This is a genomic window from Stenotrophomonas sp. GW821-FHT09E08, from assembly GCF_059416125.1.
Genome location: NZ_JBWKOO010000012.1, coordinates 130,018 through 144,088 on the forward strand (window position 1 = coordinate 130,018; position 14,071 = coordinate 144,088).

General features: G+C 65.2%; 15 protein-coding genes and 1 pseudogene. 8 read left to right on the top strand and 8 right to left on the bottom strand.

The genetic code is table 11. From position 1 onward, the window contains the following. Positions 1-38: 38 nt before the first annotated feature. Positions 39-2,441: a S9 family peptidase gene (locus AC07M7_RS15435; protein ID WP_495207794.1), complete on the bottom strand. Its 2,403-nt coding sequence runs from the start codon at positions 2,439-2,441 to the stop codon at positions 39-41. A 210-nt stretch (positions 2,442-2,651) separates the two neighbouring features. Here AC07M7_RS15435 and AC07M7_RS15440 point away from each other — a divergent pair, with 210 nt between their 5' ends. Together AC07M7_RS15440 and AC07M7_RS15445 are read left to right on the top strand one after the other, a co-directional pair. Next, positions 2,652-3,224: an OmpO family porin gene (locus AC07M7_RS15440; RefSeq protein ID WP_012509803.1), complete on the top strand. Its 573-nt coding sequence runs from the start codon at positions 2,652-2,654 to the stop codon at positions 3,222-3,224. A 240-nt stretch (positions 3,225-3,464) separates the two neighbouring features. Continuing rightward, on the top strand, positions 3,465-4,091 hold the full coding sequence (locus AC07M7_RS15445; RefSeq protein ID WP_495207795.1) for a response regulator transcription factor: 627 nt from the start codon (positions 3,465-3,467) through the stop codon (positions 4,089-4,091). Positions 4,092-4,097: 6 nt separating this feature from the next. On the opposite strand, the gene AC07M7_RS15450 is transcribed toward AC07M7_RS15445, so the two are convergent. Then, positions 4,098-4,487 (bottom strand): DUF6165 family protein, encoded by a 390-nt coding sequence (locus AC07M7_RS15450; protein WP_046984111.1) that lies wholly within the window; start codon positions 4,485-4,487, stop codon positions 4,098-4,100. 164 nt (positions 4,488-4,651) lie between these two features. On the opposite strand from AC07M7_RS15450, the gene AC07M7_RS15455 reads away from it, so the two are divergent. Then, the gene (locus AC07M7_RS15455; protein ID WP_046984110.1) at positions 4,652-5,350 is read left to right on the top strand and encodes a TorF family putative porin; all 699 of its coding nucleotides are present in this window, start codon (positions 4,652-4,654) and stop codon (positions 5,348-5,350) included. Here the strand turns inward: AC07M7_RS15455 and AC07M7_RS15460 are convergent. Then, a complete protein-coding gene (locus AC07M7_RS15460; protein ID WP_495207802.1) occupies positions 5,347-6,495 on the bottom strand; it encodes an MFS transporter in 1,149 nt (382 codons plus the stop codon). The two genes, AC07M7_RS15455 and AC07M7_RS15460, sit on opposite strands and share 4 nt — an antisense overlap. A gap of 143 nt (positions 6,496-6,638) precedes the next feature. Between AC07M7_RS15460 and AC07M7_RS15465 the strand changes: the two genes are divergently transcribed. After that, positions 6,639-7,526, top strand: coding sequence for a LysR family transcriptional regulator (locus AC07M7_RS15465; protein ID WP_253079047.1), 888 nt, complete (start codon positions 6,639-6,641; stop codon positions 7,524-7,526). Here the strand turns inward: AC07M7_RS15465 and AC07M7_RS15470 are convergent. Beyond that, the gene (locus tag AC07M7_RS15470; protein WP_337303098.1) at positions 7,495-7,962 is read right to left on the bottom strand and encodes a YehS family protein; all 468 of its coding nucleotides are present in this window, start codon (positions 7,960-7,962) and stop codon (positions 7,495-7,497) included. The two genes, AC07M7_RS15465 and AC07M7_RS15470, sit on opposite strands and share 32 nt — an antisense overlap. 162 nt (positions 7,963-8,124) lie before the next feature. On the opposite strand from AC07M7_RS15470, the gene AC07M7_RS15475 reads away from it, so the two are divergent. Continuing rightward, positions 8,125-8,877 (top strand): SDR family NAD(P)-dependent oxidoreductase, encoded by a 753-nt coding sequence (locus AC07M7_RS15475; RefSeq protein WP_012509809.1) that lies wholly within the window; start codon positions 8,125-8,127, stop codon positions 8,875-8,877. Positions 8,878-8,966: 89 nt separating this feature from the next. Here AC07M7_RS15475 and AC07M7_RS15480 read toward each other — a convergent pair whose 3' ends face one another. From AC07M7_RS15480 to AC07M7_RS15495, 4 genes and pseudogenes are all read right to left on the bottom strand, one after another. Next, the gene (locus AC07M7_RS15480) at positions 8,967-9,872 is read right to left on the bottom strand and encodes an SPOR domain-containing protein (protein ID WP_482998552.1); all 906 of its coding nucleotides are present in this window, start codon (positions 9,870-9,872) and stop codon (positions 8,967-8,969) included. 21 nt (positions 9,873-9,893) lie between these two features. Continuing rightward, positions 9,894-11,582 (bottom strand): arginine--tRNA ligase, encoded by a 1,689-nt coding sequence (argS, locus tag AC07M7_RS15485; protein WP_495207796.1) that lies wholly within the window; start codon positions 11,580-11,582, stop codon positions 9,894-9,896. A gap of 114 nt (positions 11,583-11,696) precedes the next feature. Beyond that, a pseudogene (locus AC07M7_RS15490) lies at positions 11,697-11,885 on the bottom strand (JAB domain-containing protein); the annotation flags it as partial. A gap of 67 nt (positions 11,886-11,952) precedes the next feature. Then, positions 11,953-12,177: a helix-turn-helix domain-containing protein gene (locus AC07M7_RS15495; RefSeq protein WP_495207797.1), complete on the bottom strand. Its 225-nt coding sequence runs from the start codon at positions 12,175-12,177 to the stop codon at positions 11,953-11,955. Positions 12,178-12,259: 82 nt separating this feature from the next. Between AC07M7_RS15495 and AC07M7_RS15500 the strand changes: the two genes are divergently transcribed. The 3 genes from AC07M7_RS15500 (at position 12,260) to AC07M7_RS15510 (ending at position 13,911) form a co-directional block, all read left to right on the top strand. Then, positions 12,260-12,598, top strand: coding sequence for a hypothetical protein (locus tag AC07M7_RS15500; RefSeq protein WP_495207798.1), 339 nt, complete (start codon positions 12,260-12,262; stop codon positions 12,596-12,598). A gap of 202 nt (positions 12,599-12,800) precedes the next feature. Beyond that, the gene (locus tag AC07M7_RS15505) at positions 12,801-13,250 is read left to right on the top strand and encodes a cyclin-dependent kinase inhibitor 3 family protein (RefSeq protein WP_495207799.1); all 450 of its coding nucleotides are present in this window, start codon (positions 12,801-12,803) and stop codon (positions 13,248-13,250) included. 226 nt (positions 13,251-13,476) lie between these two features. Further along, positions 13,477-13,911 (top strand): NIF family HAD-type phosphatase, encoded by a 435-nt coding sequence (locus AC07M7_RS15510; protein WP_495207800.1) that lies wholly within the window; start codon positions 13,477-13,479, stop codon positions 13,909-13,911. The last annotated feature ends 160 nt before the right edge of the window (positions 13,912-14,071 follow it).

Sequence of the window (14,071 nt, forward strand, 5' to 3'; positions counted from 1 at the left end):
ACCAGTGCGTCGTGGATCGACATCCTGTGTGCGCCTGTTCAGCCCGGACCACCGGGCAGCGGCGCCAGCATCGTATCCGGTGGCTGCTGGCCGGCCAGGTGGTGCACGAAGTAGTCCCACATGCGGTGCGTGTAGGTGGCGTCGTTGCGGAACAGTTCGTGGTCCTGCCGGGCCAGGTACAGCAGGTCGTAGCTGCGCTGGGCCTTGTTCAGGGCGGCGGCCAGCTGCAGGGTCAATGCCGGAGGTGCGTTTTCGTCCAGCTCGCCATAGACCAGCATCAGGTGACCGCGCAGGTTGCCGGCCAGCGCTGCATTGTCGAGTCCGGCAAACGGCGCCGGCACACCGTCGGCAGTGGTCGTGGCCGGCAGCACGCCACCGAACAGCCGGTCCATGCCATGAACGGCCCCACCGTACATGCCCTGGAAATTGTGGCTGCCGGCCGAGGCCACCCCCACCTTGTAGAACGCCGGGTAGCGCAGCAGGGCGCGCGCTGCACTGTAGCCACCGAACGAATGCCCGTAGATGCCCACCCGTTGCAGATCGATACCTCGGTAGCGCGCGCCCAGCTGGCGCAGCGCGGCCACGTGGTCATCCAGCTGCACATCGGCGGCTTGCACGAAGCTGCTGTCATGGAACGCCTTGTCACGGCCGCCGGTACCGCGCGCGTCGATGCTGACCACCACGAAGCCGAGTTCGGCCAGGCTGGCGCGTGACACCGGATTCAAGGCGGACACCGCCTCGGCGTAGGTGACCGGCGCATTGCTGATGAAGGAACCACCGTACATCGCGTCGATCACCGGGAAGCTGCCGTCATCGCGATAGTCGCGGGGCAGGTAGACGGTGGCGAAGATCGGCGTGCGGCCATCGGCGGCCAGCAGTCGTTCGCGGTGTGGTGGGCGCCACCCGGCAGCAACGATCGCGCTGTCATCGGCTGTTTCCAGCACCATCACTTCACGGCCGTCATCGCTGGCCCGCAGCACGGTGCGTGGCGGTTGATCGAGACTGGAGACGGTATCGACCAGGTAGTCGCCCCGCGGTGACAGCGCCTGCGGGGCGCGATCACCGAACAAAGCGCCGCTGCCGGCATCGGCCAGATGGTCGCCGCCATCGGCGGCCAGGCGCTGGATGGGGCCGCCCTGCAGCGATACCCGGTACAGGCCGCGCACGTAGGGATCGCCACCGTCGACGCCGCCGGCGCTGAAGTATGCCCAGCCACTCACAACGTCCACGCCGAGCAGGTCACGCACCACCCATGGACCGCGGGTCAGTTGTTGCATCACCTTCCCGTCGGACAGGCGCACCCGATACAGGTGGCCCCGGCCATCGCGCTGCGAGAACCACACCGCAGTGTCCTGGCCGCGCAGGATCGCCACCGCTGGCCGGTTGTACGAATACACGTTGAGCTGCAGGCGGGTATCGCTGGCTTCTTCCAGCACGGTGCGCACTGCACCGCTGCCGGCATCGATCTCCACCAGGCGCAGCTTGCGCAGTGTGCCGAAGTGCGCGATCGCGGCATACAACCGGTCACCGTCCCAGCCGAGTACGCCGGCTTCGCTGAGGATGTTCCAGCCTTCGGGCAGGGCGATGTCGTGCTGCCTGCCGCTGCGGGTATCGACCACATACAGGCTGTCGCGCACCTGCTGTGCGTCGCCCAGTACCCCCAGCTTCACCGTATGCACGCGTGGGCGCGCGCTGTTGGTCGGGCTGCTTTCCAGATAGGGGTAGTCCTGCACTGCACGCTCGTCGTAGCGGATGCCGGCCACGTAGCGGCCGTCCGCTGACCAGCCGACCGCAAACGGCCGCGCCGGCATCCGGCCCTGGCGGCGTGGAATACCGCGCAGGCTGAAGTCCGGCAGTACGCCATAACCATGACCGGATTCACCACCGGTGGTCAGTGCGCGCGGCGCCGTCCCACGCTGCTGCAGCCACAGATTGTGGTCGCGCAGCTGCAGCCACGCATTGCCATCGGGCGAGGGCAAGGCATCGGCAGGAGGCGCTGCCTGCTGCGAACGCGCGCATTGCCAGCCTGGCCATTGGCAATCGATCGGCACCCCACCACTGAACCGCAGACGCAGGCCATCGCCCACCGCCTGCACGCCGACCAAGCGCAGCAGCGGCCCGCTGGCATCGAGCGGTGCAACCGCGCGGTCCAGCGCGGCGGGTTCGAACAGGATCGTCCGCATAACTTTCGCCGGATCGACCAACACCTCCTGGCGTCGGCCCTGCGCGTCCTCGCGTTCGTACCAGAAGCGGCCATCGGCCAGCCAGTTCGGCAGGACCGACGCATTGCGCAGCGCACTGCGCAGATGACTGTCGTGCACGCGTTCGGCGCGTTGGTAGTCGGCGGCCTGCAGCGCGTGCGCAGGCGCGGAGGAAAACAGGGCCGCGCAGGCCAGGACAGCAGCGCGGACAGTCATCTGCAGCGGGTAGGGCAGGTGCAAGGCAACCTCCTGTTGCAATCATCGATGGATGACAGATGCACGCGTGGCGCGCGCGTATGCCAGACCCAGCCTGAATCAAGCCAAAAAATTCAGCAATGCGAAGACCGCTGTTTTCAGGGAGCGTTGTGGCGAATAACGGAGAATTTACATTCCCGATGCGTTGGCGCCCTGGCGCTGCTGCACACCATAAGAAAGTAAAGGTGTACCCCCATGAAGAATTCGCTGATTGCTCTGGCCCTGGCCGCTGCCCTGCCGTTCACCGCCTCGGCTGCTGAGAACCTGTCCTACAACTACGCCGAAGCTGACTACGCCAAGACCGACATCGATGCGTTCAAGGCCGACGGCTGGGGCGTGAAGGGTTCGTACGGCTTCCTGCCGAACTTCCACGCCTTCGGTGATTACAGCCGCCAGGAAATCGACAACACCAACATCAAGCTGGACCAGTGGAAGATCGGTGCCGGCTACAACGTTGAAATCGCTCCGACCACCGACTTCGTTGCCCGCGTTGCTTACCAGAAGCGCGACCAGAAGCACGGCCTTGACTTCAACGGCTACAGCGCCGAAGCCGGCATCCGCACCGCCTTCGGTGCCCACGCCGAAGTCTACGGCATGGTCGGTTACGAAGATTTCTCGAAGAAGCACGGCATCAATCCGGAAGGCCAGTGGTACGGTCGCCTGGGTGGTCAGGTCAAGCTGAACCAGAACTGGGGCCTGAACGGCGAGCTGAAGATGAACCGCGACGGCGACAAGGAATACACCGTCGGCCCGCGCTTCAGCTGGTAATTGCTTCGTCGGCGCGCCTGCGCGCCGAAGATGCCTCGACAGGCCCGGCCCATGCCGGGCCTGTTGCGTTGTGGGGACCCGGAACCGAGCCAGACCACGCGCCGCAGGCTTGCTTCGTTGCAATAAATTGAATTCCGCTGCCCGCAGCGCCGACCTAGGGTAGGCACTTCGTCCTGCTGGATCTGCGTGATGCCGCCTTCCGTTCCCGCTTTTTCTTTTGACCGGCCCTGCCGCCTGGCAATGCTGTCTCCATATCCAGTGTTGCGACTGGGTGTGGAGGTCGTGCTGCGCCAGCACGCTGCAGTGCAGGTATGCGGCAGCTTCACCTCCGGACATGAGCTGCTTGACCTGCTGCAGTACCAGCCGGGCGGCATCGATCTGTTGCTGTTCGACCTGCTGGTGCCGCGTGCGCCCGGTGACGGCCTGTCCCCGCTGCGCGAGCTGACACAGCGCTGGCCGCTGCTGCCGGTGCTGGTGCTGTCCGCGCACTGCGATGCCTGCACGGTGACCATGACGATGCAGGCCGGTGCACGTGGCTTCCTGTCCAAGGGCACTTCGCCGGATATGCTGCGACATGCAGTTGATGTGTTGGCTCGGGGCGGCCGCTTCGTCGCGCCAGAACTGCGCACGCAGTCGAGTCGATCGCGGATATTGCACACGCCGGTACCGGTACCCACTGCGTTGAGCCGACGCGAGCGCGAAGTCCTCGGGTTGATCCTGCAGGGCTGCACCACCGGCGAGGTGGCGCAGCGTTCCGGCCGCACGGGCAGCACAGTCAGTACGCAGAAGCGGGCGGCCTACCGCAAGCTCGGCATCCGTAGTGATGGCGAACTGTTCCGCATCCGGCATCTGCTCGAATGCGGGTGAACGGGCTTATTCGCCCTGGTACTGCTTTTCTTCCACCAGGGCCGAACCGGCCACGCGGTTGATCTCGTTCTTGACCTGCACGCGCTCACCATTGGTGCCATACACGCCGCGCGCGAGCTGGATGAATGCATCATCGAACACCTGCGCCGCTTCCTTGTCGCGCAGCTGGTCCTGGATGTCCCACATGCGTTCGTTGATCGCCTTCAGCTGCTGCTTCAGCGCGGCAAGCGCGGGCTGTGCCTGCAACTGCTGCTGCAGCAACGGCAGCAGGCCGTCCAGCTCGGTGCGCACGTTGGCCAGCTTGGCGGCATCGTCGATGCGCTCGGCCTTGATCTCGAGAATGGTGATCTTGTCGATCAGCTCGCCGATCGATACCGGGGTCAGGATGGCGTCCACGTGGTTGGTTCCTGGAAACAGGCCTGCATGATACCGCGCCCACCGCAGCGGGATTTACGCCGAATTTGCGCTGCGGGCCGGGCAGCACCCTCGATCCGTTACGCCGCTCCCTCCGACACTGCTGTCCCGGCGGCGTGACCGCCTTCGACGAGGAACACAGTGCAGTGAACAGCAAGGGGATGATGGCAGCGATGGTGGCCGCGCTGGCAGGAATGCTGGGTATCGGCAGCGCGCAGGCCCAGGTGCAGGTGAGTGGCAGTGCAGCATTGACCAGCGACTACGTGTGGCGCGGCAGCTCGCAGAGCGACGGCGACCCTGCAGCGCAGGTGGGCGCAAAAGTGGCACTCGCATCCGGTTGGTACGCCAGCGCGTGGGGCTCCAACGTATCGTTCAAGCCGGACAACGGCGCGCGCAGCGAGTTCGACCTGGTGGCCGGTTGGAGTGGCGCACTGGCAGCGGACTGGACGCTGGATGCCAACCTGACCCGCTACGTGTACCCAGGCACTGGCCGCGCGCTGGATTGGACCGAACTCAATACCACGTTGACCTGGAAGCAGCGCGCCTGGCTGCAGGTCGCGCATTCCAATGATGCGCTGGCCGGCGGTCATCGCGGCACCTATGCCCAGCTCGGCGTGCGTGTGCCGCTGCACGAGCGCGTCCGGCTGGAGGCGGCGGTAGGCCAGTATTGGCTGGCCACCGCACAGGGGCCGGATTACCTGCATGGTCAGCTCAGTGCCATTGCCACGCTGACCCCGGCGTGGGAGCTGCGGGCCACCGTGCACGACACCGACAACGCGGCCAAGCGCCTGTTCCCGGGCAACGCCGGGGGGCGTTGGGAGCTGGCACTGCAGGGCAGCTTCTAGTTGGCAGCCGAGGCCTGGCGCGCGCGCAGCGCGCCGGGCAGCCACAGCAGCAGGGCCAGTGCGGCAACAGCGGCGCCGGCCACGCAGACGCCGGTCCAGCCGAAGCGCTGGTAGACCTGGGCCGACAGCAGTGAACCCAGCGAGCCGCCGATGAAGTAGCCGGTCATGTAGCCGGCATTGAGGCGGTTGCGCGCAGCCGGTTGCAGCGCATAGATCAGGTTCTGGTTGCTGACGTGCAGCAGCTGCGCGGCCAGGTCCAGCACCACCACGCCCACCAGCAGTGCCAGCAGCGAGTGCGCCGACAGCCCCAGTGGCAGCCACGACAGCAGCAACAGTACCAGCGCGATGGCCGTGGCACGGCCGGTCTGGCCACGGTCGGACATGCGCCCGGCCAGGCCCGCGGCCAGCGTGCCGGCTGCACCGACCAGTCCGAACAGGCCGATGGTGGCGTCGCTGTAGGCGTACGGTGGCTGTGCGAGCAGGAACGCCAGTGGCGTCCAGAAGATCGCGAACATGGCGAAGCTGCATGCACCCAGCAACGTGCGATGGCGCAGCACCGGCTCCTCCACGAACAGGGAGCCGATCGAGCGCAGCAGGGCGAAGTAGCTGAGGCCTGCGCTGTGGTGGAAGCGTGGCAGGCCACGTTGCAGCGCCAGCGCGGTCAGCACCAGGGTGCCGGCGGCGATTGCATAGACCAGGCGCCAGTCGCCAAGGCTCGACAGCAGCCCGGCCACGGTGCGCGCCAGCAGGATGCCCAGCAGCAGGCCACTCATCAGCGTACCGACCACCCGGCCACGATGCTCCGGTGCGGCCAGGGTGGCCGCAAATGGCACCAGCACCTGCGCCACCACCGAGAACAGGCCGGTGATCGCCGTGCCCACCAGCAGCCACGTGAGTGACGGCGCGCAGGCGCTGACCACCAGTCCACTGGCCGACAACAGCGTCATCACCACGATCAGCCGGCGGCGCTCGAACAGGTCACCCAGCGGCACCAGCAGGATCAGCCCGGCGGCATAGCTCAGCTGCGCCACGGTAACCACCATGCCGACCTGGCCGAATGGCAGGCCGAAGGCATCGGCGATGGTGTGCAGCAGCGGCTGCGCATAGTAGTTGCTGGCCACGGCCACGCCAGTGGCGACCGACATCAGCAGCACCTGCCAGCGGTGCAGAGGGGGGAGGGACGGGCTCACGCGGTGTTCCAGAATGCGGGGTGCACAGTGTCCGCCCGCTGCAGTCATGATGGAAATGAATCATCATCATCCCTGTCATCTGGAAATGAGATGGTTGTGTGAATCTCAAGCAGCTTGAATTTGCCGTCGCCCTGGCCGAGGAGGGCAACTTCACCCGTGCCGCCGAGCGCTGCCATGTGGTGCAGTCGGCGCTCAGCCATCAGATTGCCAATCTGGAACAGGAGCTGGGCACGCCACTGTTCGAACGCCTGCCGCGCCAGGTACGTGCCACCGCCGCCGGTGAAGTGCTGCTGGTTCACGCGCGGCAGGTGCTGGCCAGCCTGCGCCACCTGCGTGCCGACGTCGCCGCAGTCAGCGGCGAAGTACGCGGGTTGTTGGCGATCGGGCAGATCTCTTCGCTGACCGACATCGACGTGGTGGCGATGCTGGCGGCCTTCCAGCAGGTACACCCGCAGGTTGAATTCCAGCTGCGGGTGGACAAGAGCGAGGACCTGATCGCGCAGGTGCAGTCGCGCGAACTGGATGTCGCCCTGGTCGGGTTGGCGCCCTCGGCGGGGCTGGATGGCGTCTGCCACAAGATGCTGCAGGAGGAAGACCTGGTGGCGGTGCTGGCGCCGTCGCACCGGTTGGCCGGGCACACGCGGCTGCCATTGGCCGCGCTGCAGGATGAAGCGCTGGTCGACTTCCCGCGCGGCACCGGCGCGCGCCGGCAGACCGATGATGCGTTCGCCGCTGCAGGCCTGCCGCACACGGTGCGTTTCGAGGTCAACCTGATGGAACTGGTCGAGCGCTTCGTCCGCCATGGGCTGGCGGTCGGGATCGTGCCGGCGTTGATCGCCGAAGGGTTCGAGGGGGTGGTCCAGATTCCGCTGCAGCCGACCCCGACCCGCCGCGTGCACCTGGTCTGGCAGCGGTTGCCGACGCCGGCGGCACGGGCGTTCGTCGCGGCCGTGCTCAGCCGCGCAGGCGCAGGCTCAGGCCCTTGAGGAAGTTGCGCAGCATCTGGTCCAGGCAGCGCCGGTAGTTGGTGTGGCCGGGCTGGCGGAACAGCGCACCGATTTCCGACTTGGAGACTTTGAAACCGGCGCTGGCGAAGATCTCCAACAGGTCCACGTCACGCAGCTGGAAGGCTACGCGCAGCTTCTTCAGCACCAGGTTGTTGTCGATGCGGGTTTCCACCGCGCGTTGCGGCTGGCTCTCGTCGCGACCACGCAGGTGCACGATCAGGCCATCGAGGAAGTGGGCCAGCGCGCTGTCATTCATCGCCTCGAAGCCGGCTTCGTCATCGCGGCGCAGCCAGGCCTTCACCTGCTCGGTATCCACCGCGAAGGCCGGGTCGGCCAGCTGGCACAGGGTCACCACGTGGTGGTCGCCCAGGTCCAGGGAGTAGCGCACGCTGCGCAGGACATCGTTGTTGATCATGGCCCAATTGTACCGGTCACCCCGGCAGGTGGGGTCAGATCCCTTTGCTGGAGGCAAAGGGATCTGACCCGGGTTCTGCTCCAGGTTCTAACCGATCCGGCAACACGGGGATCGGTCGACGGTGCCAGAATGGGGGTCTGGTTTTCCCCCTGGAGTTGCCTGATGACCCGCACTGTCCTGATTACCGGCGCCACTTCCGGCTTCGGCGCCGCTGCCGTCCACCGCTTCGCCCAGGCGGGCTGGAAGGTGATCGCCACCGGCCGCCGCGGCGAACGCCTGCAGCCGTTGGTCGAACGCTATGGCAAGGACGTGGTGCATGCCGCGGTCTTCGACATCCGCGACCCGGTGGCGATGGAAGCGGCGCTGCTAGCGCTGCCGCCGGCCTTCGGTGAGATCGACCTGCTGGTCAACAACGCTGGGCTGGCACAGGGCACCGCGCCGGCGCAGAGCGCAAAGCTGTCCGACTGGACCACGATGATCGACACCAACATCACCGCGCTGGTGACCCTGACCCACCGGCTGCTGCCGCAGCTGGTCGAGCGCAAGGGTGCGATCATCAACATTTCCTCGGTGGCCGGCGTCTATCCCTACCCGGGCGGCAATGCTTACGGTGGCACCAAGGCCTTCGTCAGCCAGTTCTCGCTGGGCCTGCGCTCGGATCTGCATGGCACCGGCGTGCGCGTGACCACGATCGAGCCGGGCATGGCCGAAACCGAGTTCACCGTGGTGCGTACCCATGGCGACCAGGCTGCGTCGGACAAGCTCTATACCGGCGCCAACCCGATGACTGCCGAAGACATCGCCGAACAGATCTTCTGGGTGGCCACGCTGCCGCCGCATCTCAACATCAACCGCCTGGAACTGATGCCGGTCAGCCAGTCCTTCGCCGGTTTCCAGGTCGCTCGCGAAGGCTGACGGTCGTTTGTAGAGCCGAGCCATGCTCGACTCTACACAGACAAAAAAAAGCCGGGCAATGCCCGGCTTTTTCATTCACATCGGCAGGCTTACTGCGCCTTGATCGCCATCGCCTGCAGGCCGGTGCCATCCAGCTTCTGCTTGGCTTCGGACAGCTCGCCCGCACTGCCATACGGCCCCATGCGCACGCGGTACACGGTCTTGCCGTTGATCTGTGCCGATTCCACGCGCGCGGCCAACCCCATCATCGCCAGCTTGGCCTTGGTCGCCTCGGCATCGCCGGAGGCACCGAAAGCGCCTGCCTGCAGGATGTAGCGGGCGTTGTCGGCAGCAGCGGGTGCGGCAGTGGCAGCTGTGCTGGTCGCAGCCGGTGCAGCTTCCGCACGCGGTGCCGCGGTGGCCGCAGCCGTGTTGTTCGAAGCCGCAGTGGTGTTGGCCGCCGGCGTTGCCACTGCCGGACGCTCGCTCAGCGGTGCCGGCAGCGGACGGCTGGTGGCGGTGACCGGTGCAGTGCTCGCCACGCTGGCAGTTGCCGTCGGTGCCGGCGCAGTGGCAGTGGCCGGCGGAACCGGCTTGCCTTCCAAAGCGGCCTGCGCACGCTGTGCTTCGGCCTTGGCCCGGCGCTGGTCTTCGGCACGCGCGCTGGCGGCCAGCTCGGCGTCGGACATCTCGACTTCCTTGCCCGGCAGCAGAGTGTAGAAGTCGTACTGGGTGGCGGCCGGCTTTTCTGGTTCTGTCGGCTTCGGCGTGGCTGGCTGCGCGGCCGGCTGGGTGCCGACATCGCTGTCGGCATCAGCGACCGGGGCTGGCTGCGCGTTCGGGTTCGGCTGCGGACCGGCGCGCAGGAAGCCATCGCCTTCGCCCTTGAACAGGTTCGGCGCCGCCAGGAACACCACGGCCGCGATCGCCACGCCAGCGACCAGCCACACCCATCCGGGTGTGCCCTGGCTGCTGCTGTTGCGTCGTGCCTGGTTTTTGCCGCGTCGTGCTGCCATGTGTACTGCGTCTCCTGATGCTTACATTTTTTCCGGGGCGCTGACGCCCAGGAGTTCGAGGCCGTTGGCCAGCACCTGGCGCGCTGCGCAGGCCAGGGTCAGCTTGGCGTTGCGATCGGCAGCGTCTTCCACCAGTACCGGCGTCCCGTGATACCACGTGTGGAACGCGTGCGCCAATTCACGCAGGTACTGCGCCACCAGATGCGGTTCCAGCGCCACGCCGGCTGCCTCCACCACTTCCGGGTACCGCGAGATCTCGTTCATCAGCAGCAGCGACGCGTCGTCGGCCAGGCGGCCGAAGTCGGCAAGGCCATTGCCCTGCTCGTACACCAGGCCCTTCTCCTGCGCCTGGCGCAGCAGGCTGCAGACGCGGGCGTGCGCGTATTGCACGTAGAACACCGGGTTGTCGTTGCTCTGCTGGCGGGCCAGGTCGATGTCGAAGGTCAGCTGCGAATCGGGCTTGCGCGCGATCAGGAACCAACGGGTGGCATCGCGGCCGGCTTCTTCGATCAGGTCGCGCAGGGTGAAGTAGCTGCCGGCACGCTTGGACAGCTTCACTTCCTCGCCGCCGCGCATGACGGTGACCATCTGGTGCAGCACGTATTCCGGCCAGCCCTGCGGGATGCCCACTTCCATGGCCTGCAGGCCGGCGCGCACGCGTGCCAGTGAACCATGGTGGTCGGCTCCCAGCTCGGTGATCGCGCGCTCGTAGCCGCGCTGCCACTTGGACAGGTGGTAGGCCACGTCCGGCACGAAGTAGGTGAAGGTGCCGTCGGACTTGCGCATCACGCGGTCCTTGTCGTCACCGAAGTCGGTGCTGCGCAGCCACAGCGCGCCGCCTTCCTCGTAGGTGTGGCCCGAGGCCTGCAGCTTGGCGACCGCTTCGGCGACCTTGCCATCGGCGTACAGCGAGCTTTCCAGGAAGTAGATGTCGAAGTCGACGCCGAATGCAGCCAGGTCCAGGTTCTGCTCGTTGCGCAGGTAGGCCACGGCGAAGCGACGGATCGCCTGCATGTCGTCCGGGTCCTTGGCGCCGACCACGGTGCTGCCTTCCAGATCGACGCTGGCGCCGGCCATGTAGGCGCGGGCGACGTCGGCGATGTATTCACCGCGGTAGCCGCCTTCCGGCCAGCCGTCCTGGTCCGGCGCGATGCCCTTGATTCGCGCCTGGGTGGACAGCGCCAGGTTCTCGATCTGCACGCCGGCGTCGTTGTAGTAGAACTCGCGCTTGGCGTTCCAGCCGTTGGCGTCGAGCACGCGCGCCACGCAGTCGCCGATCGCCGCGGCGCGGCCGTGGCCGACATGCAACGGGCCGGTCGGGTTGGCCGACACGTATTCCACGCCCACCGTGCGGCCATTACCGGACAGGTTGCGGCCGTAGTCGTGACCTTCCTTGATGACCGACGCGGCTTCACGCTGGTACGCGGCCGGGGCCAGATAGAAATTGATGAAGCCGGGGCCAGCGATCTCGACCTTGCTGACGTCCTCGCTGCGCGGCAGCGCCTCGACCAGCGCCTGTGCCAGTGCGCGCGGATTGCTGCGCGCGGCCTTGGCCAGCAGCATTGCGGCGTTGGTTGCGAAGTCGCCGTGGTCGCGGGTCTTCGGGCGCTCGACCACGAAGTCCGGCGGCAGGGAGTCGGCGGGCAGGGTGCCATTGGCGCGCAAGGCTTCGATGCCTTGGCTGATCAGGGCGCGGAGGAGATTTTTCACGAGGCCTGCTGTGAGAATGAGCGGCGGAATCGCCCATTTTAGCGCAGATACCAGCGGCCACGCTGACCGGAACCTGCCGATGGCGCCGTCCGGCTGCCCACGCAGGGCGGGCGCTCAGCCGAACAGGCGGGGCTGGGGCGGTGACAGCAGGCCTCGTTCAGCAAACGAAACGGGACGGCCCTCACCCACCACGAAGTGGTCCAGCAGCCGCACATCCACCAGTGCCAGCGCCTGCTGCAGTTCGTCGGTGATGCGGGTGTCGGCGCCGGAGGGCTCCGGGTCGCCCGAGGGGTGGTTGTGGCTGTTATGTCGCATGTGCAGCAAGCTGTTACATCGTCAAATTTCCTTGAAAATCAATTCGATAGCTGTGCTAGACCCCGGCGTCCTGGAACAATTGCGCGAGAGTCGAGTCCAAGCCTCGACCAACGCGCTGCAGCGTAGCTAAGGTCATGTTGCGTTGCCCGCGCTCCAGCGCTGCGTAGTACGACCTATGCATTCCGATGTGATCGGCGAACGAATCCTGACTGTAGCCAAGAGCAACACGCCTTGAGCGAATCACACGAGCCAGGGCGTCGACGACTGTGTCTTTGTCCATCCCGCGAAAAGTAGGAGGCAGACACTTTTAACGCCACGCCCATATATGTAGTCTACATATATGTATCACTTGGCCCCCCTGCATGGATCTGTACCTCGTTTGCACCGACCTAGACCTCACCATTGAAATTCCCTTGCCTCAAGACCGGCGTTCGCAGATCGCTTGCCAGCTCTCCCGCATCCAGGAACGAGGGGACAGGCGAGGCTTCCAGATTCGCCTTGCTGAAGAGGTTGCGAAGATCATTCCGGACCTGACCGACTGGGATCTAAAGCCTCCGACCAAGGCACAGCTGGCGTTCGCAAAATCACTCTGCAACCAGCTCAGCTGTGAAATCCCAACGCCAGCGCTCTATTCCCGGACTTCAATGCAGAAATTTCTCTCGGACTCGAGGCTAAAGCTGCGCGCGCAGCAAAGCAGCTAGGGGGGGCTAGCCATTTTCGTTCTTGGTTATCGCATGCGCCGAAGCTTCGGCGTCGCCGTTCGTTGTACAGAGATGGCAAGCCTGGAGAGCTACTTTGAAGACAAGTCATACTGATCCACTGCGCATTTGCGCTATCTCGATCGGAAGGCAGGGAGGTGCAGTTGGCGTCACCTTTGCGCCCGGTAAGTATCAAGAGACCGCGATGACCGGTGCTTGGGCCAGGGATCTGGACCTTGATCTCTCTGCGATGCGAAAGTGGGGTGCTCGGCGCCTAGTCACCTTGATCGAGCCTTCGGAGTTTCATGAGCTGCGTATCCCATCACTGCCGGAGCGTGCTTCGCACTATGGTCTAGCTTGGCACGGTCTGCCGATCAAAGATGGGGCGGCGCCGGACAGGCGCCTCCTTGACCCTTGGGCTGCTCTTGGGCCGATGTTCTCAGGTGAGCTTCTGGAAGGCGCAAAGATCGTTGTGCACTGCAAAGGCGGGCTCGGCCGGGCAGGCACGGTGGCATCCATGCTGCTATTGCAAAGCGGCGCTGCGACCGGTGCTGAAGACGCGATGTCCAAAGTGCGCGTGGCACGACCCGGTGCTATTGAGACGCCAGAGCAGGAGGCCTTCATCCGAGCTTGGGCAGTCCAGGTCATCGGTTAGCGCATTGCTTCCCTCGAAGCACCTTTGCCCAGCGGGATGCTCGCGCTCGAAAGCTTGCTGTGCCGCTACTACTAGCTACCAGCGCGAAGTGCAAGGCGTTTGAAGTGCCACTCTCCACACTGCCCGCACCTCCAAAACTCCACATCAGTGACACGTAACTGCTATCGCAGCTCACGGACAGTCCCCCGGAGCTGCGAAGGCGTAAGAACTCAAAAGAAGAGAAAAAATGAAGCCCACCATATTGGCGCTTGATCTCGAAGGGACGCTCATCTCAAACGCCATCAGCCAATTCCCGCGTCCAGGCCTCTATCAATTCCTTGCCGAAGCGAAGACTCTATTTGATCAGCTAGTAGTGCTTACGACCGTCCCTAGAGATCGCTTCTACTCCATTGCAGAGACGCTGGTACAGGAGGGAGCTGCGCCAACTTGGTTTCGGGCAACCCCTTACATCGACTGGCACGGGGCGACTAAGGACCTTCGCTTTGTTTCGCCGAGGCTTGGTGACGCGCTTCTGCTTGATGATCACGGCGCCTACGTGCATGCCGGGCAAGAGCGCCTGTGGGTGAGGATTCCGCTCTTTGTGTCACCTTACGCTGCCGAAGATAATGGCCTCGAGCTCGCTCTTCGAGAGCTTCTGGCACGAATTGAATATCTCCGATAGCTGATGGGCGCGACAGGAAATTGTCCTGTGCGGCACCCGTCGTTCCTTAGGCCTGCCGGATCGAGAGCTGAGCCTGATACCCCGGGTTCTACCCCGATATCACGGACGGTTCTAAAAGAGCCGCAACCTTCTGATCCTGCCTGGCGACCCTTCGCCGCAT